Origin of the sequence: Novosphingobium resinovorum (assembly GCF_001742225.1) — a bacterium.
Taxonomy (GTDB): domain Bacteria; phylum Pseudomonadota; class Alphaproteobacteria; order Sphingomonadales; family Sphingomonadaceae; genus Novosphingobium; species Novosphingobium resinovorum_A.
The window spans coordinates 157,801-177,947 of the sequence record NZ_CP017075.1; the positions used below are offsets into that span (position 1 = coordinate 157,801).

The window sequence follows — 20,147 nt, forward strand, 5'->3', positions numbered from 1 at the left end:
AACATTACTCAACATCGCATGCAATCGTGACGCCGTAGCGCCGGGCAACTTATCCGGGCAGAGTGGGTTGATGGTCACATAGGGCGCGCCTTGGGCAAGGAAGGCGTGAATCGGCTGCGGTTTTGCCGTGGTCGTCTCTTAAAAGAAAGCATCACCCATGACGGAAGGATACGGAGCGATCTCTCGGCGCGACGTTCTCAAGACCAGTGCGACGGGCGCGGCGATCGCCGGTTCGCTCGGCCCGGGCAACGTGGCGATGGCACAGGCTCAGACCGCCGCGCCGCCGCATGCCGCCGTCAGCCTCAAGATCAACGGCAAGGTGACCCGGCTGGAGCTGGACACCCGCACCACGCTGCTCGATGCCCTGCGCGAGTATGTGAAGCTGACCGGCACCAAGAAGGGCTGCGACCACGGCCAGTGCGGCGCCTGCACGGTCATCGTCAACGGCCGCCGCATCAACTCGTGCCTGACCCTGGCGGTGATGCACGAGGGCGACGAGGTGACCACCATCGAAGGCCTCGGCAGCCCCGACAACCTGCACCCGATGCAGGCCGCCTTCGTCGAGCATGACGGCTACCAGTGCGGCTACTGCACACCGGGCCAGATCTGCTCGGCCGTCGCGGTGCTCGAGGAGATCCGCGCCGGCGTGCCCAGCCACGTCACGGCCGACGTCTCCAAGCCCTCGCCGATGACGACGACCGAGATGCGCGAGCGCATGAGCGGCAACATCTGCCGCTGCGGCGCTTACTCCAACATCGCCGAAGCCATGGCTCAGGTCGCAGGAGTGAAGGCATGAGGCCGTTCACCTATGAGCGCGCCACGAGCGCGCAGGATGCGGCTGCGAAAGTCGCCGCGACGCCGGGCGCGCGCTTCATCGCGGGTGGCACCAACCTGCTCGACCTGATGAAGCTGGAGATCGAGACGCCGACGCACCTGATCGACGTCAACGGTCTCGGTATGGACAAGATCGAGCCTATAGACGGCGGCGGCCTGCGCATCGGTGCGCTGGTCCGCAACACCGACCTCGCCGCCGACGCGCGCGTGCGCAAGGACTACGGCGTGCTCACCCGCGCGCTCGTTGCGGGCGCTTCGGGCCAGCTGCGCAACAAGGCGACGACGGCGGGCAACCTGCTCCAGCGCACCCGCTGCCCGTATTTCTACGACGTCAACATGCCCTGCAACAAGCGCAAGCCCGGCTCGGGCTGCGCGGCGATCGGCGGTTTCAGTCGTCCGCTCGGCGTGATCGGCACCAGCGACGCCTGTATCGCCACGCATCCCAGCGACATGGCGGTGGCGATGCGCGTGCTCGATGCCTCGGTCGAGACGATCCGCCCCGACGGCACCACCCGCGCCATTCCCATCGCCGACTTCCACACGCTGCCGGGCCAGACCCCGCACGTGGAAACCGCGCTGGAGAAGGGCGAGATGATCATCTCCGTCGCGCTCCCCAAGCCCAGGGGCGGCACGCATATCTACCGCAAGGTCCGCGACCGTGCGTCCTACGCCTTCGCGCTCGTCTCCGTCGCGGCGGTGATCGGCAAGGACGGGAAGGGCGCCGTGGCGCTCGGCGGTGTCGCGCCCAAGCCGTGGCGTGTCGAGGAAGCCGACGCCTTGCTGCCCAAGGGCTCGAAGGCCGTCGCCGACCGACTCTTCGCCGGGGCCACCCCGCGCGAGGACAATGCATTCAAGCTGACCCTCGCCCAGCGCACCATCGCGGCGGTTCTTGCGGAGGCAAAAGCATGAAGTTCGATACCCCCGCAGGGACCAACCCGATCGACCGCATGAAGGTCGTCGGCAAGCCCACCACGCGCATCGACGGCCCGCTCAAGGTCACCGGCCACGCGCCTTATGCCTACGAGCATCAGGAACTGCCGGGGAAACCGGCTTACGGCTACGTCGTCGGCTCGGCGGTGGCGAAGGGCACGATACGCTCGATGGACACCTCGCGCGCCGAACGCGCGCCGGGGGTGGTCGCCGTGGTCACGCACCGCAACGCGGGCAAGATCGCCAAGGGCAACTTCAACACCGCGATGCTGCTCGGCGGGCCGAAGATCCAGCACTACCATCAGGCGATCGCCGTGGTCGTCGCCGAAACCTTCGAGCAGGCCCGCTCCGCCGCCGCGCTGATCGACGTCGATTATGCGCGCGACGGCGGCGCCTTCGACCTCGCCGCCGCCAAGGTGGATGCGCCGGACGCCACCGGCTCCGACGCGCCGACCGCCGTGGGTGACTTCGCGGGAGCCTTCGCCGCCGCGCCGGTGCAGCTCGACCAGATGTACACCACGCCCGACCAGAGCCACGCGATGATGGAGCCGCATGCCACCATCGCCGCGTGGGAGGGCGACAAGCTCACCGTCTGGAGCGCCAACCAGATGGTCGCGTGGGGCGCGGGCGATCTTGCCCGCACGCTGCAGATTCCCCCTGAGAACGTCCGCCTGATTGCGCCTTATATCGGCGGCGGTTTCGGCGGTAAGCTGTTCCTGCGCTCGGACGTGCTCATGGCCTCGTTGGGTGCGAAGGCGGCGAAGCGTCCGGTCAAGGTCGCGCTGCCGCGTCCGTTCATGGGCAACAACACCACGCACCGCCCCGCGACGATCCAGCGCATCCGCCTCGGCGCGACGAAGGACGGCAAGCTGACCGCCATCGGTCACGAAAGCTGGTCGGGCGATCTCGAAGGCGGCGGCCCGGAAAGCGCCACGCAGCAGACCAAGCTGCTCTACGCGGGTGCAAACCGCATGACCGCGCTGCGTCTCGCCGTTCTCGACCTGCCCGAAGCCAACGCCATGCGCGCGCCGGGCGAGGCGCCCGGCCTGATGGCGCTGGAAATCGCCGTCGACGAACTGGCCGAGAAGCTGGGCATGGACCCGGTGAAGCTGCGCGTCATCAACGATACCCAGGTCGATCCCGAAAAGCCCGAGCGCCCGTTCTCGCAGCGCAACCTCGTGCGCTGTCTGGAGGAGGGCGCCGAGCGCTTCGGCTGGGCGCGGCGCAAGGCTCCGGGCCAGGTTCAGGACGGCCGCTGGCTGATCGGCATGGGCGTGGCGGCGGCGTTCCGCAACAACCTTAACATGAAGTCCGGCGCGCGCGTCCGGCTCAGCCCCTCGGGGCAGGTCACGGTCGAGACCGACATGACCGACATCGGCACCGGCACTTACACCATCATGGCGCAGACCGCGGCCGAGATGCTGGGCGTACCGCTTGCCAAGGTGACGGTGAAGCTGGGCGATTCCTCGTTCCCGGTCTCGGCCGGATCGGGCGGGCAGTGGGGGGCGAACTCCTCGACGGCGGGGCTCTACGCGGCTTGCGTCAAGCTGCGCGAGGCGATCGTCAGCAAGCTGGGCCTCGGGCCGGGCGAGGCAGTGTTCGAGAACGGACAGGTCCATGTCGGCAACCGCGTCGCGGACATTGCTGCTGCGGCCAAGGGCGGCGAGATCGTGGTGGAAGACTCGATCGAGTTCGGCGATCTAGGCAAGAAGTTCCAGCAGTCCACCTTCGGCGCGCACTTCGTCGAGGTGGCCGTCGATCGCTACACCGGCGAGACGCGCGTGCGGCGCATGCTGGCGGTCTGCGCGGCGGGGCGCATCCTCAACCCCACGGCGGCGCGCAGCCAGGTCATCGGGGCGATGACCATGGGCGTGGGCGGCGCGCTGATGGAGGAACTGGCGGTCGACAAGCGCTTCGGCTTCTTCGTCAACCACGACCTCGCCGGGTACGAAGTGCCGGTCCATGCCGACATTCCGCATCAGGAGGTCGTGTTCCTCGACGAGGCGGACGACAAGGTCTCTCCCATGAAGGCCAAGGGCGTGGGCGAACTGGGCCTGTGCGGCGTCGGCGCGGCGGTGGCGAACGCGATCTACAACGCCACCGGCGTGCGCGTGCGCGATTATCCCATCACGCTGGACAAGCACCTCGACAAGCTGGGCGAAGTGGTCTGAGCCTTTAGAGTCCTCTTTCGGGGAGGAACCCCTCCGACTTCCAGTCGGATACTGGCTTCAGCCGTAGACTCGCGTGCAAGCCTGTAACCTCGGGAAAAACGGAAGACCGCCTGAAGGGCGTAAGTCTTCCGTTTTTCCCGAGGTTACAGGCTATGCGCTACAAGAGCGGTTGTCACACGACATTCCATCATCGCTATCATCTCGTCTGGGCACCCAAGTATCGCTTCAAGGTGCTCCATGGCGACGTGCGCCTGCGGGTCCGGGAAATTATCAGGCAAGTTTGCGCCGAGATGGGCGTGACGATCATCAATGGGGCACTGTCGAAGGACCACGTGCACATGTTCGTCGAAATCCCGCCGCACGTTTCCGTCAGCGATTTCGTCCGCCGTGCCAAGGGGCGATCGTCACGGAAAATCCAGCAGGAGTTCGAGCACATCCGCAAGCGGTATTGGGGGCAACGCTTCTGGCAACGCGGCTACTTCTCGACTACCTCCGGCAACATCACCGATGACATCATCATGCGGTATCTCGAAAAGCATACCCACAAGGATGGCTTCAGCCCCGCCGCATGATCCTACCGGCGTCAGCCGGTCAGTCATTCAGCCACTCTTCGTCATTGCGAGCGAAGCGAAGCAACCCAGGGCGGCGTAGTGCTGCCCTGGGTTGCTTCGCTTCGCTCGCAATGACGGGAAAGATGAGAAAATTTGGCAGCGGGCGACTTCCGGTCCTAGAATGCCGCCCTCCTCGTATTCGGGATTACCGCATAAATGCCCTTCCGGCGTTCCGATCTTGCCGACCTTTCGTATTTCCTCGCCATCGCGCGGCACCGCAACTTCCGGAAGGCGGCGACCGAACTGGGCGTCAGCGCCTCGGCGCTCAGCCATTCGCTGCGCGGGCTGGAGGAGCGGCTCAAGGTCCGGCTCGTCAACCGCACCAACCGCTCGGTCACGCTGACGGCGGCGGGCGAGGACCTGCAGGCCGCGATCCGCGACCCCTTCGCCGCGATCCACGAGGCCGAGGATCTGCTCAACCTCCACCGCGATGCCCCCACCGGCCGCGTGCGCCTCAACGTCCCGGACGAGGCGGCGATGCGGATGCTGGCGCCGGTGCTGCCCGAATTCGTCACGCGCTATCCCGACGTGGAACTCGATATCAGCGTGGACAACACGATGGTGGACGTGATCGAGGCGGGCTTCGACGCAGGGATACGCTTTGGCGGCACCGTGCCCGAGGACATGATCGCCCAGCGCCTTTCACCCGATTTCCGCTGGGTGGTGGCAGGCGCGCCCGCCTACTTCGCAAAGCACGGCGAGCCGCAGCATCCCGACGACCTGATGCAGCACCAGTGCATCCGCCTGCGGCTCGGCAACGGGCGGATGTACAATTGGGATTTCGACCGGGGCGAGGAGTCCCTCGCGCTGGCGGTGCCCGGCGGCATCATCGTCGACAACGGCAGCGTCAGCCGCGCGTTGGCCCTGAGCGGCATGGGGCTGATGTACGCGGCGGAACCGGCGATCGCCCCGCTGCTGGCCCACGGCTCGTTGCGCGCGGTGCTGCAGGAGTGGGCCTCGCCGGGGCCGGGTTACTTCATCTATTATTCCAGCCGGCGCCAGGTGCCGAGGGGCCTTCGCCTGCTGATCGACCTGATCCGCGAGATGAAGCCGCTGGGGTGAGCAGACCCTTCGACAAGCTCAGGGTGAGCGGAATTGGTGTAAACCTTCCAATCCGCTCAGGCTGAGCTTGTCGAAGCCCCATCGGGAAAGACTGCGCCCGCCTCAATAATCCTCGGTGTCGATCGAGGCATTCATGGTCGGCGAGTAGCGGTGACCGCTGACCGTCTGCTGGTTGATGATCTCTCCGGCGCGCGCGATCACCTCCGGCGCGATGTCCAGCGTCATCGTCCCGTGGTTCTGGTCGAAGTGCGCGATCGAACGGGTGCCGGGGATCGCATGCAGGTGCTCGCCCTGCGCCAGTACCCAGGCCAGCGACAGCTGCGCGGGCGTCGCCCCGGCTTCTGCGGCGAGGGCGGCAAGCTGCTCGATCAGCGCGAGGTTGGCCGGCCAGTGCTCTGCCGAGAAGCGCGGCATGCTCAGGCGGATGTCCTTGCCGCCCAGCTGCTCGGGCGCGGTGATCTCGCCGCACAGCGCGCCGCGTCCGACCGGGGAGAACGCGACCAGCGCGATGCCGAGTTCGCGCGTGGTGTCCAGCGCGCCCAGTTCGACGTTGCGGGTCCAGAGCGAATATTCGGTCTGCACCGCCGCCATCGGGTGCACTGCATGGGCCTCGCGGATATGGGCGCTCGACCATTCGGAGACGCCGTAGGCCCCGATCTTGCCTGCCTCGATCAGCCGCGCCATCGCGCCGACCGAATCCGCGATAGGCGTGTCGCGGTCGAGCCGGTGCATGTAGAACAGGTCGACATGGTCGGTGCCCAGCCGCTTGAGGCTGGCGTCGATCGAGGCGGCGATGCTCTCCGGGCGGCAGTCGGTGCCGCGACGCTCGCCTTCGAGCACGATGCCGGTCTTGGTGGCGAGGAAGAATTCGTCGCGCCGGTCCATGATCGCCTCGCGCAGGGTCTCCTCGCTGACGCCCATGCCGTAGATATTCGCGGTGTCGAAATGGTCGCAACCGGCGTCCAGGGCATGGCGGAATAGCGAAACCGCATCCGCGCGGTCGGGCGCCTCGCCGTAGGCCCAGGCGATGTTCATGCAGCCGAGGCCGATGGCGGCGACTTCGCGGCCGGCGAGAAGGCGTTTGGTCATGGGGTATCCTGTATTCGGGGGAACCGCAGAGGTCGGCCAAATTGCTTGGCCAGTCAAGCGCGTGGGACGCAGCAGGCTTGCAGAGATTGCATGTGAATATATGCAACTAAGTCGCAATAGCGATGGACATGATGAACTTGTGCCTTATCTAACCCGCTGACGACATTGTATGAGCGAAGGAGGTCTCGAAGCCATGGAAACCCGCCGCGAATCCGACAGCATCGGTGAAATCGACGTACCCGCCAGCGCCTACTGGGGCGCGCAGACCCAGCGCTCGATCGAGAACTTCCCCTTCGGCGAAACCGAGCGCATGCCGATCGCCATCGTCCATGCCCTGGCGCTGGTGAAGCAGGCGGCGGCGCGGGTGAATCGCAAGCACGGGCTCGACGCGAAAGTGGCCGACGCCATCGAGAGCGCCGCGCAGGAAGTCGTCTCGGGCAAGCTCGACGACCAGTTCCCGCTGGTGATCTGGCAGACCGGCTCGGGCACGCAGTCCAACATGAACGTCAACGAGGTGATCGCGGGCCGCGCCAACGAGATCCTGACCGGTACGCGCGGTGGCAAGTCGCCGGTCCATCCCAACGACCATGTGAACATGGGCCAGTCCTCGAACGATAGCTTCCCCACCGCGCTGCATGTGGCGGCGGCGCGCGCGGCGAACGACAAGCTCTACCCCGCGCTGGCGCAGCTGCACGCCTCGCTTCAGGCCAAGTCGGAAGCGTGGAAGGACATCGTCAAGATCGGCCGCACGCACTTGCAGGACGCGACGCCGGTGACGCTGGGGCAGGAATTCTCCGGCTACGTCCAGCAGCTTCACCTTGCGCGCGGCCGCATCGAACCGGCCGTCTCGGGCGAAGTGAGCGCGCTGGCGCAGGGCGGTACGGCGGTCGGCACCGGGCTGAACGCGGTGCCGGGCTTCGACGTCGACGTGGCGGCCGAACTCGCCAGCCTCACCGGTCTGCCGTTCCGCACTGCCGAGAACAAGTTCGAGGCGCTCGCCTCCAACGATCCGCTGGTGCACTTGTCCTCCACGCTCTCGACGCTGGCGGTAGCGCTGACCAAGATCGCCAACGACGTGCGCTGGCTGGGCTCGGGCCCGCGCTCCGGCCTTGGCGAGCTGGATCTGCCCGCCAACGAGCCGGGCAGCTCGATCATGCCGGGCAAGGTCAACCCGACCCAGTGCGAGATGCTGACGATGGTGTCCGCGCAAGTCATCGGCAATCATCAGGCGGCGACCATCGGCGGCCTGCAGGGCGCGTTCGAACTCAACGTGTTCAAGCCGCTGATCGGCGCGGCGGTGATCCGCTCGATCGACCTGCTTTCGGTCGGCATGGTCAGCTTCGCCGAGCGCTGCGTCGACGGCATCGAGCCGAACCGTGCGCGGATCGCCGAACTGCTCGACCGCTCGCTGATGCTGGTGACCGCGCTGGCACCCGAGATCGGCTACGACAACGCCGCCAAGATCGCCAAGCACGCGCATGCCGAGGGCCAGACGCTCAAGCAGGCGGCGCTGGAACTGGGGCTGGTGGACGAAGCGACGTTCGACCGCGTGGTGCGGCCCGAAACGATGGTGTGACCGGCTGGGGCTTCGACAAGCTCAGCCTGAGCGAAATTTGGAAGTTCTCTCTCCACCCGCTCAGGCTGAGCCTGTCGAAGCCCCGTCGATACAGAACCCCGCTCTCATTTTTGCAACGATCCGTTCCGATCATTGCGTTTGATCGCGCAGGTCTGGCAAGGCAGTTAGGACCCGGGTGCGGGGCGTGGACTTTGACGGTCGCGTGGCGCACCTTCCTGACCCTTCCGACCGCGCGAGACCATGGCCGAACATCCCGCCAATTCCCCCCGTCCTGAAGTACCGCAGGGCGAAGCGGAGATCGCCACCGCGGCTGTCGCGCGCGCCTTGCCGATCCTGCCCGAGTGTGCCCCTGGCGTTGCCGCCAACCTCGCGCTGCTGGCGCGCCATGTCCGCACGATGCGCGGCGAACCGGCATGAGGACGATCGCACAAACCGCCACTGCCGTGCGCGCCGGGACGCTCAGTGCCCGCGCCATGGTGGAAGAAGTGCTGATCGCCCTGGTCGCCGACGAGCATGTAGCCGTCACCCGCGTCCTGCACGACCGTGCTCGTGCCGAGGCCGACGCGGTCGATGCGATGGTGGCTGCCGGGCGCGATCCGGGGCCGCTGGCGGGCGTGCTCTATGGTGTGAAGGATTTGTTCGACCTCGCAGGGCTGCCGACCACGGCAGGCTCCACGATCTACGTCGATGCCGCCCCCGCCACGTCCGACGCCGAGACAGTGGCCAGGCTCAAGGCTGCGGGCGCGATCTGCCTCGCCACTCTCAACATGGACGAGTTCGCCTACGGCTTCGCGACGATCAACGCGGCTTACGGCACGACCCGCAATCCTCACGATTCCTCCCGCCTCGCAGGCGGTTCCTCGGGCGGCTCGGCTGCGGTCGTCGCGGCCGGGCTGCTCGCTTTCGCGCTGGGATCGGACACCAACGGCTCGATCCGCGTGCCCGCCAGTTTGTGCGGTCTCTATGGCCTGAAGCCCACGCATGAGGGCCTGCCGCTGGGCGGCGTGTTCCCCTTCGCCGAGAGCTTCGACGACATCGGCCCCTTCACTCGCTCGGTGGAGGATATGGCGCTGGTCTGGCAGGTACTCGCAGGGCGCGAGCCCGCAAGCCGCAGCGAGTTTCGCATCGCCCGCCTCGGCGGCCGTTTCCGCGAGAACGCGCAAGGCGAGCAGCTTGCCGCCATCGATGCCATCGCCCCCGATGCACCGCTGATCGAACTGCCCGAGATTGCTCGCGCGCGCTCTGCCGCCTTCATCATCACCGCCTATGAGGGCGGCACGCTTCACCGCCAGGCGCTGGCGGTGAATGCGATGGGTTTCGACCCGCAGGTCCGCGACCGCCTGCTGGCCGGTGCCCTGCTGCCCGATGCGCTTTACGAGGAGGCGCAGGCATTCCGCGCCGAATACCGCGCCCGGATCGAGGCACTGGTGGCCGATTACGACGTGCTGCTCGCCCCGGCGACGCCGACTTTCGCGCCGCCGATCGCCGATCCGCGCATCCTGATCGATGGCGCGCCGTCTCCGGCGCGGGCGGATCTGGGCATTCATACCCAGCCGATCACCTTCACGGCATTGCCGTCGCTGGCGGTTCCGCTCTACCGGCCGGGCATGCTGCCGATCGGCCTGCAACTGATCGGCGGACCAGGGCGAGAGCCCGACCTGTTCGCCTTCGCCGCCATGCTCGAAGCGAACGGGACGATCGGATTTTCCATGCCGCTGGGGGCGGCGCGTATTATTGATTTTACGCCGCCTGTGGCGGCGAGGGGGTAACAGGCGTGACGCAGACCGCAACCACCATCGATGCACCGGAGGTCGTGCCTTCGGGCAAACTGGACCGCTACTTCTCGCTGACCGCGCGCGGCACCACCGCGCGCACGGAAGTGCTGGCGGGCATGACCACGTTCCTGACAATGGCCTACATCGTGCTGGTCAACCCGGCGATCCTGGGCAGCGCGGGCATGCCGGTCGCCTCGGTGGCGGCGGCGACGTGCTTTGCGGCGGCCTTCGCCTCGATCCTGATGGGCTTCGTGGCCAACACCCCGCTGGCGCTGGCGCCGGGCATGGGGCTGAATGCCTACTTCAGCTTCACCGTCGTGCAGCAGATGGGCGTGCCCTGGCCGGTGGCGCTGGGCTGCGTGTTCATCTCGGGCGTGGCATTCCTGCTGCTGACGCTGACGGGCATCCGCCAGCTGATCGTCACCTCGATCCCGCAGTACCTCTTCGCGGCGGTGGCGGGCGGCATCGGTCTGTTCATCGGCTTCATCGGCCTCAAGGATTCCGGCATCGTGGTCGCCAACCCGGCGACGTTCGTGGCGCTTGGCGACCTGAAGGCGCCCGGAGCGGCGCTGGCGCTGTTCGGCCTGCTGGTCATCGGCGCGTTGTCGGTGTGGAACGTGCGCGGGGCGATGCTGATCGGCATCCTTGCCACCACCGTGGTCGGCTGGATCGCGGGCATGGTCTCGATCAGCCCCGAGCCTTACTCGCTCTCCGCGCTGACCGGGACCGCGTTCCAGCTCGATCTTGCGGGCGTCTTCGGGCTTTCCGGCAAGCATGGCCTCGGCCTGCTGGAAATCCTGTTCGTCTTCCTCTTCGTCGACCTGTTCGACAATATCGGCACCCTCGTCGCCGTCACCAAGCGCGCCGGGCTGATGGACGCGGCGGGCCGCATTCCGGGCCTCAATCGCATCCTCGTGACCGACGCTGTCGCCACGATGGTCGGCTCGATGGCGGGCACCAGCACCGTCACCAGCTATGTCGAGAGCGCCGCGGGCGTGCAAGTGGGCGGGCGCACCGGCCTGACCTCGGTGGTGACCGGCGTCCTGTTCCTGGCAATGATGTTCGTCGCGCCTTACGCGCAGGTGATCCCGCTGGCCGCCACCGCGCCCGCGCTCATCATCGTCGGCGGCCTGATGCTGCTGCCGCTGACCGAAGTGGAATGGGAGGACCCGCTGGCGGCGATCCCCGCGTTCCTGACGGTGGCGATGATCCCGCTGACGTTTTCGATCGCCAATGGGCTTGCCTTCGGCATCACCGCCCACGCCGTGCTCAAGATCGTACGCGGGACGATCACGAAGAAGGACGGCTTCCTGCTGGTCTTGGCGCTGCTGTTCGTCGCCCGCTTCGTGTGGATGGGCGGCGCCTGATGCGCGGCGTCATCGCCTCGGCTCTTGCCCTCGTCGCCCCGTGCCTCGCTTCGCCTGCGCTGGCGGACGAGCGGCTGGACCTCACCCCCCGTACCTTGGTGATGACGGCCTATCAGCCCGAATGGAACGCGCTGGTCCATGCCGTGAGCGAGCAGAAGGAACATAGCCTCAACGGGGCGACTTACCTGACCGGTACGCTGGAGGGCAAACCGGTGCTGCTGATGCAGAGCGGCGTGTCGATGGTGAACGCGGCGATGAACACCCAGCTGGTGATTGACCGCTTCACCGTGAAGCGCATCGTCTTTTCAGGCATCGCGGGCGGTGTCGATCCGTCACTGACGATCGGCGACGTCATCGTGGCGGAAGACTGGGGCCAGTATCTGGAAGTCAACTTCGCGCGCAAGGCAGGCCGCAAGGGCTGGAAGTCGCCTGAGGCCGTCTCGCCCGAGGCACCGGGCAACTGGAACTTCATCTTCCCGCGCGGGGTTACGGTGCCCAATGCCGCTACCCCGTCGAAGCGGTTCTTCACCTTCGCTATGGACCCGGCATTGCTGGATTTGGCGCGCAAAGTCGCGCCGACGATCGCGATGGAACGCTGCGTACCGCCTTCGGAGCACCAGCTTCCCGGCAGCGAACTGTGTCTCGCCAAGCCGCCCAAGGTCGTCGTCGGCGGCACGGGCGTCAGCGCGGGGGTCTATGCCGACAATGCCGAGTTCCGCGAATATCTCTACAAGGCCTGGCACGCCCGCGTGCTCGACATGGAGAGCGGGGCGGTGGCCCAAGTCGCCTATGCCAACCAGGTGCCGACAATCGTGTTCCGATCCTTGTCGGACCTTGCGGGCGGCGACAAGCACAAGAACATGGAGGACACCTACGAGCGCCTCGCCTCGGTGAACTCCGCCCACGTGGTGCGCGCCTTCGTGGCGGCGCTTCCGGACTGAGAGGTTCTATGCAGACCGTAACCGCCCGCAACGGCATCGCCACCGCGCCGCACTTCCTCGCCGCGCAGGCGGGCCGCGACGTGCTTGCCCACGGCGGCAGTGCGGTGGAGGCCTGCGTCGCCATCGCCGCGACGCTGGCCGTCGTCTACCCGCACATGACCGCGATCGGCGGCGACGGCTTCTGGGTGATCCGCGAGCCGGACGGCACCGTGCACTCGATCCACGGCTGCGGCGGCGCGGCGGCGACGGCCGACCTGTCGCTCTATGCCGGGTTGGAGGCGGTGCCGACGCGCGGGCCTCTGGCGGCGAATACGGTGGCGGGGACGATCTCCGGCTGGGCGGCGGCGCTGGAGGCAGATTACTGCACCTTGCCGCTTGAGCGGCTGCTGCGCGATGCGATCACCCATGCCGAGAACGGCATGACGGTGACGAAGGGCGGCGCGGCCATCGCGGCAGGGAAGGGCGACGAACTGCGCGGACAGCCCGGCGCCTACGCCGCGACCTTCGAGCCGGAAGGCCGCCCGTTGGCCGAGGGCGACACGCTGCGTCTCCCCGCGTTGGCGGAGACCTTGCGCAAGCTGGCCGCGAACGGGCTGCAGGACTTCTACACCGGCGAACTGGCCGCTTTGATCGCCGCCGATCTGGAGGCGCTAGGCAGCCCGGTTTCCGCCGCAGACCTCGCCGCGCACACGGCGACCTGGCCGGACCCGCTGCATACGCGCGTCGGCGGTGCGACGCTCTACAACGCGACGCCGCCGACGCAGGGCTTTGCCTCGCTGCTGATCCTGGCATTGTTCGACCGGCTCAAGGCCGATGCCCCCGAAGGCTTCGACCACGTCCATGGCCTTGTCGAGGCGACCAAGCAGGCATTCCTGATGCGCGACGTGCATGTCGGCGACCCGGCGTATACGGACTTCGACTTTCAGGCGCTGCTCTCCGACCCCGCCGCGCTGGACGAACTCGCCGCGCGGATCGACCCGGCGAAGGCGCTGGAATGGCCGCAGCCGCCGCAGTGGGGCGATACCTGCTGGTTCGGCGCCGCCGATGCCGAGGGCCGGGTGGTGTCGTGCATCCAGTCCACCTATTTCGAGTTCGGCTCGGGCCTCGTGCTGCCGCAGACCGGGATCACCTGGCAGAACCGGGGCAGTTCGTTCCGCCTTGCCGAGTCCGGCTGGAATGCCCTGAAACCCGGCCGCAAGCCGTTCCATACCCTCAACCCGGCACTGGCGGTGTTCGAGGACGGGCGCGTCATGGCCTATGGCACGATGGGCGGCGAGGGCCAGCCGCAGACGCAGGCGGCGCTGTTCACGCGCTATGCCCGCTTCGGCATGGACCTGCAGGACGCCATCAACGCCCCGCGCTGGCTGCTCGGCCGGACCTGGGGGGACGTCACGACCTCGCTCAAGCTGGAGGACGGTTTCGACGAGGGGCTTTACGCGCAGCTCACCGATGCTGGCCACGACGTCGAGCGCGTCGGTGGCCTGACCGCGACGATGGGGCATGCGGGTGCGGTGGTGCGCCTTGCAGGCGGTTCGTTCGAGGGCGCATCCGACCCCCGCAGCGATGGCGAGGCAGCCGGATGGTGAGCTTTGCGCTTCGCCTTGGGGGCTTCGACAAGCTCAGCCTGAGCGGGATTTGGGCGGAGTATGTCAAACCTGTCGGCATTTCCTCCAAGCCGCTCAGGCCGAGCTTGTCGAAGCCCGGGCACTGTCTTCTCCTCCATGCCGAGACAATCGCATGACCGCCCTCGACATCCCCGGTGGCACCCGCGCTGTCGCACGGTGCGATGCCTTGCGGATAGCGCCCTACAGCGACATGGAGGGCGGCTTGTTCCGCGCCTACCTCACTCCGGCCTATGCCGCCGCGCAGGAGCAATTGGCCCGGTGGATGGAGGCCGCAGGCATGCGCGTCCACGTCGACGCCGCCGCCAATCTGGTGGGCCGCTATGACGGCCACCTCGGCCATGCCCCGGCGCTGGTGATCGGCAGCCACCTCGATTCCGTGCGTGACGCAGGGCCTTACGACGGCCCGCTGGGCATCATGCTCGGCATCGAGGCGGTCGCCGCGCTCCATGCCGAAGGGCGCCGACTGCCGTTCCCGATCGAGGTCTATGCCTTCGGCGACGAGGAAGGATCGCGCTTTCCCGCCGCGATGCTGACGAGCCGTGCGGTGGCCGGGACCCTCGATGCCGCCGCGCTCGATATCACGGATACGGCGGGCGTGACGCTGGCCGAGGCGCTGGTGACGACGCCCGACTATCTCACTGCCGCCCGCTCGCCCGATACCACGTTGGCTTACCTCGAAGCACATATCGAGCAGGGGCCGGTGCTGGAGGCGGACGGCCTCGCGGTCGGCACCGTCACCGGCATCGCCGCGCAGCTGCGCTACCGCGTCACCGTCAAGGGCATGGCCGGGCACGCGGGGACCGCGACGATGCGCCTGCGCCGCGATGCGCTGGCGGGTGCGGCGGCGATGGTGCTGGCGGTGGAGCAGATCGCCCGCGCGGACAACTCCGACGTCGTCGCCACCGTCGGCGTGCTGGAGGCGCTGCCTGGCGCCCCCAACGTCATCCCCGGCGAGGTCCGCTTCACCATCGACGTTCGCTCGGGCGCGGAAGAACGGCGCGACGCGGTGGCCGAGGCTATCCTCGCGCGGATCGGAGAAATCGCCGAGGCGCGGGCGCTGGAACTGGCCGTCAGCCTGATCCACGACCTTGCCGCCAGCCCCAGCGATCCCGCGCTGATGGACCTGATGGACGATGCGCTCGCAGCCGCCGGGCAGCCGGTGCGTCGTCTGGTGTCGGGCGCCGGGCACGATGCCATGAACATGGCCGCGCTGTGCCCCACTGTTATGCTGTTCATCCGGTGCCGCGAAGGCATCAGCCACAATCCGGCCGAGCATGTCGAGCCTGCCGATGCGGAGATCGCGTTGCGGGTAATGCTCGGTTTCATAGACCGCCTTGGAGATTCCTTTGTCGCTTGATCCGCAGCTCTTTGGAGAAATCGACCCGCCCCAGCGCCTGCTGATGGGTCCGGGGCCGATCAATGCCCACCCGCGCGTGCTGCGGGCGATGAGCGCCGACCTGCTCGGCCAGTTCGATCCCGAGATGACCGGGTTCATGAATCAGGTCATGGCGCTCTACCGCCAGATCTTCGGGACGCAGAACAAGTGGACGATGCTGGTCGACGGCACCGCCCGCGCCGGGATCGAGGCGGCGCTGGTCAGCCTCGTCGCGCCGGGCGACGTGGTGCTGGTGGTCAACTTCGGCCGCTTCGGCCTGCTGCTGACGGAAATCCTCCAGCGCATCGGCGCGATCATCGAGACGGTCGAGGCGCCCTGGGGCGAAGTCGTGCCGATGGAGCGCATCGCCGAGGCCATCGCGCGTTGCCATCCCAAGATCGTGGCGACCATCCACGGCGACACCTCGACGACGATGGCGCAGCCGCTGGAAGGCTTCGGAGAACTGTGCCGCCGGGCGGGCGCGCTGTCCTACGTCGATGCCACCGCAACGATCGGCGGCATGGAACTGGCGGCGGATCGCTGGGATGTCGATGTGGTCACCGGCGGCCTGCAGAAGTGCCTCGGCGGCCCCTCGGGATCGGCCCCGATCACGATCTCCGACCGCGCCGCCGAGCACATCGGCAAGCGCCGTCATGTCGAGCAGGGCATCCGCGTCGCCGGAACGGTCGATGGTGCCGGGCCGCGCATCGGCTCGAACTACTTCGACCTCGCGATGATCATGGACTACTGGTCCGAGAAGCGCTTGAACCATCACACCGAGGCGACTTCGATGCTCTACGCCGCCCGCGAATGCGCGCGCATCGCGCTGGGCGAGGGGCTTGAGGCGCGCTATGCCCGCCATGCCTCGGCGGGCCGGGCGATGACGGCGGGCCTGCGCGCGATGGGCCTGACGGTGTTCGGCGACGACCGCTATCGCATGACCAACGTGACTGGCGTGTACATCCCCGCGGGCGTCGATGGCGAGGCCGTGCGCGGGGCCATGCGCGAGCTGTTCGAGATCGAGATAGGCACCGCTTTCGGTCCCTTGCAGGGCAAGATCTGGCGCATCGGTGCGATGGGTTACAACGCGATGAAGCACAAGGTGCTGCTGACGCTGGCGGCGCTGGAATCGTGCCTGGTGATGCAGGGCTTCGCGCTGCCGATGGGCGCGGCGGTTCCGGCGGCCATCGCGGCGTGGGAGGCATGAGGATGGGCGTGCAGCATGGGCTTCGACAAGCTCAGCCTGAGCGGAATTTCTCAATGCCGCTTACCCTTTCTCCGCTCGTCCTGAGCTTGTCGAAGGACCACAGTGCCACGGTGCATCCATGACGCGCGACCTCATCGGCTATGGTCAGAACCCGCCCGACCCGCAGTGGCCCGGCGGCGCGCGCGTGGCAGTGCAGTTCGTCGTCAATTACGAGGAAGGCGCCGAGAACTCGGTGCTGAACGGCGACAAGGGCTCAGAGGCGTTCCTGTCCGAAATGGTCGGCGCGGGCAGTCACCCGGACCGGGCGATGGCGATGGAGAGCCTCTACGAATACGGCAGCCGCGCCGGGTTCTGGCGCCTCCACCGCCTGTTCACCGAGCGCGGCCTGCCCGTCACCGTGTTCGGCGTAGCCAAGGCCATGGAAATGAACCCCGAGGCGGTCGCGGCGATGCTTGCGGCCGACTGGGAGATCGCCAGCCACGGCCTGCGCTGGATCGATTACCAGTACCAGCCCGAGGAAGTCGAACGCGCCCATATTGCCGAGGCCATCGCGCTCCACGAAAAGCTCACCGGCCAGCGCCCGCTCGGCTGGTATCAGGGCCGGACCTCGCCCAATACCGCGCGGCTGGTGGCCGAAGAGGGCGGGTTCCTCTACGATGCCGACAGCTACGCCGACGACCTGCCCTACTGGGACACTCGATACGGCAAACCGCAGCTGATCGTACCCTACACCCTCGACGTCAACGACATGAAGATCGTCGCGCTCAACGGCTTCACCGAGGGCGAGCAGTTCTTCCGCCACATGCGCGACACTTTCGACCAGCTGCGCGAGGAGGGCGGGCGGATGATGTCGATCGGCCTTCACGCTCGCATCGCCGGCAAGCCTGGCCGCGCGCGGTGGCTGGCGCGGTTCCTCGACCATGTCACCGCCAGCGGCGACGCCTGGGTGGCGCGGCGTATCGATATCGCCCGGCACTGGATGGAGGTGCATCCTCATGCGGATCAATGACCCCGTGCGCCTCGCCGAAGTCAGTCACGCCTTCCACGCCTACGAGACGGCGCTGATGGCGGACGATATCCCGGCGATGGACGCGCTGTTCCACGATGCGCCCACCACCAACCGCTACGGCGTGGGCGAAGTGCTCTATGGCATCGAGGCAATCCGCGCGTTCCGAAAGGGACGCGGCGGGTCTCCGCAGCGCAAGCTGGGGAAGGTCGCGATCACCGTTTACGGCGATACTTTCGCCACCGCCGATGCCGAATTCTTCCGCGAAGGCTCCGCCCCTGAAGCTGCTGGCCGCCGGGGGCGCCAGACGCAATCGTGGGTGCGCTTTGCGGACGGCTGGAAGGTCGTTTCCGCTCACGTCAGCCTTGAGGGGAGCACATCGTGACCGCGCTGTTCGAACACAGCCCCTGGGTGGAAGAGCGCGCCGACGCACGGCCGTCTTCCGGCGATCGTCATGCCGATCTGATGGCGGTCCTGTATGCCGCCAGCCCGGACGAGCAACTCGCGCTGATCCGCGCCCACCCGGAACTGGCGGGCAAGGCCGCGATCGACCGCACCCTGACCGAGGCCAGCACCGCCGAGCAGGCCAGCGCCGGGCTCGACCGCCTGACCCCTGAGGAATATGCCGAGTTCCACCGCCTGAACGCCGCTTACCGCGCAGCGTTCGACTTCCCTTTCATCATCTGCGTGCGCCTGACCGACAAGGCTGGTATCCTCGCCGCGATGGACCGCCGCCTCGCGAACGACCGCGAGACCGAAGTGGCGACCGCGCTGGAGCAGATCGGCGAAATCGTGCGCCTGCGCCTGGAAGACATGACATGACTGACAAGATCGGCCTTCCTGCGCTCGAGGCGCAGCTTGCCCGCGAGCTGGAGTTGATCGGCTTCGCTCGCCCCGAATGGGTGCGTAGGCGCGCGGTCGAGGGCGCGCCGGTGCTCGATGTCGCGGTGATCGGTGGGGGGCAGTGCGGCCTCTCCGCCGCATTGGGCCTGAGGCGCGAAGGCGTGACCAACGTGCGCGTCTTCGACGAAAACGAAGCCGGGTTCGAAGGGCCCTGGGAAACGTATGCGCGCATGGTCACGCTGCGCACGCCCAAGCATCTGAACCCGATCGATTTCGGCGTGCCCTCGCTGACCTACCGCGCATGGTGGGAAGCGCAGCACGGCGCGGCGGGCTGGCAGGCGGTCGACAAGATCGCGCGCGGCGACTGGATGGAGTATCTGCGCTGGTATCGCCGCGTGCTCGACCTGCCGGTGGAGAACGGCGCGAAGCTCCAGCGGATCGAGCCGGTCACGGCGCATGGCGTGCATTGCCTGCACTTCTCTGACGGCAGCGTGGCGCTGGCGCGCAAGGTGGTGCTGGCCACCGGCATCCAGGGCGGCGGCGAATGGCACACCCCGGCGATGGTGCGCGACAACCTGCCCCGGCACTTGTGGGCGCACACCAGCGAGCCGATCGACTTCGCGGCACTGCACGGCAAACGCATCGGCGTGCTGGGCGGCGGCGCCTCGGCCTTCGACAACGCCAACTTCGCCCTGACGCAGGGCGTGGCGGCGGCGGAAGTGTTCATGCGCCGCAAGGAACTGCCCCGCATCAACCCGATCCGCTTCATGGAGCGCGTCGGCTTCACCGCTCGCTACCCGGCGCTGGACGATCAGACCAAATACGCGGCAATGGACGCTTTCCTCGGTCACAACCAGCCGCCGACGAACGACACCTTCGAGCGTGCGGCGGCATGGCCCGGCTTTGCCCTGCACCTCGGCGCGCCTTGGCTGGACGTGAAGGAACATGACGGGTTGGTGCGCGTCACGACGCCGCACGGGCATCACGACTTCGACTTCGTCGTCGTCTCCACCGGCCTCCTCAGCGATCCCGGCCTGCGTCCAGAACTGGCGGACGTGGCCGACCTCATCGCCCGCTGGTCCGATCGCGTGACGCCTCCGGGCAAGCCCAATGCGCTCATCGATGCTCACCCCTATCTCGGCACCGCTTTCGAATTCCTGCCGCGCGATGGAGTGGACGGCGCGCCGCTGCACGGATTGTTCGCGTTCAACTATTCGGCGCTGGTGAGCCTGGGGCTCTCCGCCTCGGCACTGTCGGGCCTGCACAATGCGCTGCCCCGGCTGGTCAAGGGCGTGGCCGACCAACTCTTCCTCGACGACCGGGAGGCTCTGGTGGCCGACTTTCTCGACTATGACGAGCACGAATTCCTCGGCCAGTGGCCGCGTGAGGAGGAGACGGTCGCATGAGCAGTCTGTCCACGCACGTCCTCGATACGACACACGGCGCTCCCGCGACGGGGATTTCCCTGTGTCTCGAAACCGGGTCGGGCACGATCCTGTTCACCGGCGAGACCAATGCCGACGGCCGCTGCCCGGGTCTCCCGGCGCTGCCGACCGGCACGTATCGCCTGACTTTCGCGGTGGCCGCCTATTTCCGGGGCAAGGGGATCAAGCTGCCCGAGCCGCCGTTCCTCGACCATGTCTCGATCGATTTCGGCATTGCCGACCCCGATGCGCATTACCACGTACCGCTGCTGGTCTCGCCTTTCGGCTACTCCACCTACCGGGGCAGCTGA

General features: G+C 67.5%; 19 protein-coding genes. 18 read left to right on the forward strand and 1 reads right to left on the reverse strand.

Translation table 11 applies throughout. The features are described 5' to 3' along the window. Window positions 1-157 precede the first annotated feature (157 nt). The 5 genes from paoA to BES08_RS00595 all read left to right on the forward strand — a co-directional run bounded on the left by paoA (window position 158) and on the right by BES08_RS00595 (window position 5,608). Window positions 158-796, forward strand: coding sequence for an aldehyde dehydrogenase iron-sulfur subunit PaoA (paoA, locus tag BES08_RS00575; RefSeq protein WP_069707401.1), 639 nt, complete (start codon window positions 158-160; stop codon window positions 794-796). Further along, entirely contained in the window at window positions 793-1,743 is a 951-nt protein-coding gene (locus BES08_RS00580; protein ID WP_069707402.1) for an FAD binding domain-containing protein, read from the forward strand. The genes paoA and BES08_RS00580 overlap by 4 nt, the downstream gene beginning before the upstream one ends. Beyond that, the gene (paoC, locus tag BES08_RS00585; protein ID WP_069707403.1) at window positions 1,740-3,935 is read left to right on the forward strand and encodes an aldehyde oxidoreductase molybdenum-binding subunit PaoC; all 2,196 of its coding nucleotides are present in this window, start codon (window positions 1,740-1,742) and stop codon (window positions 3,933-3,935) included. Before BES08_RS00580 ends, paoC begins: the two co-directional genes overlap by 4 nt. A gap of 152 nt (window positions 3,936-4,087) precedes the next feature. Next, entirely contained in the window at window positions 4,088-4,507 is a 420-nt protein-coding gene (gene tnpA / locus BES08_RS00590; RefSeq protein WP_036530815.1) for an IS200/IS605 family transposase, read from the forward strand. 195 nt (window positions 4,508-4,702) lie between these two features. After that, window positions 4,703-5,608 (forward strand): LysR family transcriptional regulator, encoded by a 906-nt coding sequence (locus BES08_RS00595; RefSeq protein WP_069707404.1) that lies wholly within the window; start codon window positions 4,703-4,705, stop codon window positions 5,606-5,608. A 102-nt stretch (window positions 5,609-5,710) separates the two neighbouring features. On the opposite strand, the gene BES08_RS00600 is transcribed toward BES08_RS00595, so the two are convergent. Next, window positions 5,711-6,697, reverse strand: a complete 987-nt coding sequence (locus BES08_RS00600; protein ID WP_069707405.1) for an aldo/keto reductase — start codon at window positions 6,695-6,697, stop codon at window positions 5,711-5,713. 193 nt (window positions 6,698-6,890) lie between these two features. Between BES08_RS00600 and fumC the strand changes: the two genes are divergently transcribed. From fumC to uraH, 13 genes are all read left to right on the forward strand, one after another. After that, on the forward strand, window positions 6,891-8,273 hold the full coding sequence (fumC, locus tag BES08_RS00605; protein WP_069709097.1) for a class II fumarate hydratase: 1,383 nt from the start codon (window positions 6,891-6,893) through the stop codon (window positions 8,271-8,273). Window positions 8,274-8,513: 240 nt separating this feature from the next. Next, window positions 8,514-8,690, forward strand: a complete 177-nt coding sequence (locus BES08_RS32595) for a hypothetical protein (RefSeq protein WP_156799747.1) — start codon at window positions 8,514-8,516, stop codon at window positions 8,688-8,690. Then, the gene (locus BES08_RS00610) at window positions 8,687-10,042 is read left to right on the forward strand and encodes an AtzE family amidohydrolase (RefSeq protein ID WP_069707406.1); all 1,356 of its coding nucleotides are present in this window, start codon (window positions 8,687-8,689) and stop codon (window positions 10,040-10,042) included. The genes BES08_RS32595 and BES08_RS00610 overlap by 4 nt, the downstream gene beginning before the upstream one ends. 5 nt (window positions 10,043-10,047) lie before the next feature. Beyond that, on the forward strand, window positions 10,048-11,415 hold the full coding sequence (locus BES08_RS00615) for an NCS2 family permease (RefSeq protein ID WP_069707407.1): 1,368 nt from the start codon (window positions 10,048-10,050) through the stop codon (window positions 11,413-11,415). After that, on the forward strand, window positions 11,415-12,356 hold the full coding sequence (locus tag BES08_RS00620) for a 5'-methylthioadenosine/S-adenosylhomocysteine nucleosidase (protein ID WP_069709098.1): 942 nt from the start codon (window positions 11,415-11,417) through the stop codon (window positions 12,354-12,356). Before BES08_RS00615 ends, BES08_RS00620 begins: the two co-directional genes overlap by 1 nt. Before the next feature lie 8 nt (window positions 12,357-12,364). Next, the gene (locus tag BES08_RS00625; RefSeq protein ID WP_069707408.1) at window positions 12,365-13,942 is read left to right on the forward strand and encodes a gamma-glutamyltransferase family protein; all 1,578 of its coding nucleotides are present in this window, start codon (window positions 12,365-12,367) and stop codon (window positions 13,940-13,942) included. 151 nt (window positions 13,943-14,093) lie between these two features. Beyond that, window positions 14,094-15,338 (forward strand): allantoate amidohydrolase, encoded by a 1,245-nt coding sequence (locus BES08_RS00630; RefSeq protein ID WP_069707409.1) that lies wholly within the window; start codon window positions 14,094-14,096, stop codon window positions 15,336-15,338. A gap of 43 nt (window positions 15,339-15,381) precedes the next feature. Beyond that, complete coding sequence (locus BES08_RS00635) at window positions 15,382-16,563, forward strand: pyridoxal-phosphate-dependent aminotransferase family protein (RefSeq protein ID WP_197524443.1); 1,182 nt, start codon at window positions 15,382-15,384, stop codon at window positions 16,561-16,563. A 118-nt stretch (window positions 16,564-16,681) separates the two neighbouring features. Then, window positions 16,682-17,572, forward strand: a complete 891-nt coding sequence (puuE, locus tag BES08_RS00640; protein WP_069707411.1) for an allantoinase PuuE — start codon at window positions 16,682-16,684, stop codon at window positions 17,570-17,572. Next, on the forward strand, window positions 17,559-17,954 hold the full coding sequence (gene hpxZ, locus BES08_RS00645) for an oxalurate catabolism protein HpxZ (protein ID WP_008832247.1): 396 nt from the start codon (window positions 17,559-17,561) through the stop codon (window positions 17,952-17,954). Before puuE ends, hpxZ begins: the two co-directional genes overlap by 14 nt. Then, entirely contained in the window at window positions 17,951-18,391 is a 441-nt protein-coding gene (gene uraD / locus BES08_RS00650) for a 2-oxo-4-hydroxy-4-carboxy-5-ureidoimidazoline decarboxylase (protein ID WP_069707412.1), read from the forward strand. Before hpxZ ends, uraD begins: the two co-directional genes overlap by 4 nt. Beyond that, window positions 18,388-19,818, forward strand: coding sequence for an FAD/NAD(P)-binding protein (locus tag BES08_RS00655; protein WP_008832245.1), 1,431 nt, complete (start codon window positions 18,388-18,390; stop codon window positions 19,816-19,818). The genes uraD and BES08_RS00655 overlap by 4 nt, the downstream gene beginning before the upstream one ends. Further along, complete coding sequence (gene uraH, locus BES08_RS00660; RefSeq protein ID WP_008832244.1) at window positions 19,815-20,147, forward strand: hydroxyisourate hydrolase; 333 nt, start codon at window positions 19,815-19,817, stop codon at window positions 20,145-20,147. Before BES08_RS00655 ends, uraH begins: the two co-directional genes overlap by 4 nt.

What these genes read in the sequence shown, in the direction of transcription:
- paoA (WP_069707401.1), top strand. Translation starts at nt 158, where the DNA reads ATGACGGAAGGATACGGAGCGATCTCTCGGCGCGACGTTCTCAAGACC.
- BES08_RS00580 (WP_069707402.1), top strand. Translation starts at nt 793, where the DNA reads ATGAGGCCGTTCACCTATGAGCGCGCCACGAGCGCGCAGGATGCGGCT.
- paoC (WP_069707403.1), top strand. Translation starts at nt 1,740, where the DNA reads ATGAAGTTCGATACCCCCGCAGGGACCAACCCGATCGACCGCATGAAG.
- tnpA (WP_036530815.1), top strand. Translation starts at nt 4,088, where the DNA reads ATGCGCTACAAGAGCGGTTGTCACACGACATTCCATCATCGCTATCAT.
- BES08_RS00595 (WP_069707404.1), top strand. Translation starts at nt 4,703, where the DNA reads ATGCCCTTCCGGCGTTCCGATCTTGCCGACCTTTCGTATTTCCTCGCC.
- BES08_RS00600 (WP_069707405.1), bottom strand. Translation starts at nt 6,697, where the DNA reads ATGACCAAACGCCTTCTCGCCGGCCGCGAAGTCGCCGCCATCGGCCTC.
- fumC (WP_069709097.1), top strand. Translation starts at nt 6,891, where the DNA reads ATGGAAACCCGCCGCGAATCCGACAGCATCGGTGAAATCGACGTACCC.
- BES08_RS32595 (WP_156799747.1), top strand. Translation starts at nt 8,514, where the DNA reads ATGGCCGAACATCCCGCCAATTCCCCCCGTCCTGAAGTACCGCAGGGC.
- BES08_RS00610 (WP_069707406.1), top strand. Translation starts at nt 8,687, where the DNA reads ATGAGGACGATCGCACAAACCGCCACTGCCGTGCGCGCCGGGACGCTC.
- BES08_RS00620 (WP_069709098.1), top strand. Translation starts at nt 11,415, where the DNA reads ATGCGCGGCGTCATCGCCTCGGCTCTTGCCCTCGTCGCCCCGTGCCTC.
- BES08_RS00625 (WP_069707408.1), top strand. Translation starts at nt 12,365, where the DNA reads ATGCAGACCGTAACCGCCCGCAACGGCATCGCCACCGCGCCGCACTTC.
- BES08_RS00630 (WP_069707409.1), top strand. Translation starts at nt 14,094, where the DNA reads ATGACCGCCCTCGACATCCCCGGTGGCACCCGCGCTGTCGCACGGTGC.
- BES08_RS00635 (WP_197524443.1), top strand. Translation starts at nt 15,382, where the DNA reads ATGGGTCCGGGGCCGATCAATGCCCACCCGCGCGTGCTGCGGGCGATG.
- puuE (WP_069707411.1), top strand. Translation starts at nt 16,682, where the DNA reads ATGACGCGCGACCTCATCGGCTATGGTCAGAACCCGCCCGACCCGCAG.
- hpxZ (WP_008832247.1), top strand. Translation starts at nt 17,559, where the DNA reads ATGCGGATCAATGACCCCGTGCGCCTCGCCGAAGTCAGTCACGCCTTC.
- BES08_RS00655 (WP_008832245.1), top strand. Translation starts at nt 18,388, where the DNA reads ATGACTGACAAGATCGGCCTTCCTGCGCTCGAGGCGCAGCTTGCCCGC.
- uraH (WP_008832244.1), top strand. Translation starts at nt 19,815, where the DNA reads ATGAGCAGTCTGTCCACGCACGTCCTCGATACGACACACGGCGCTCCC.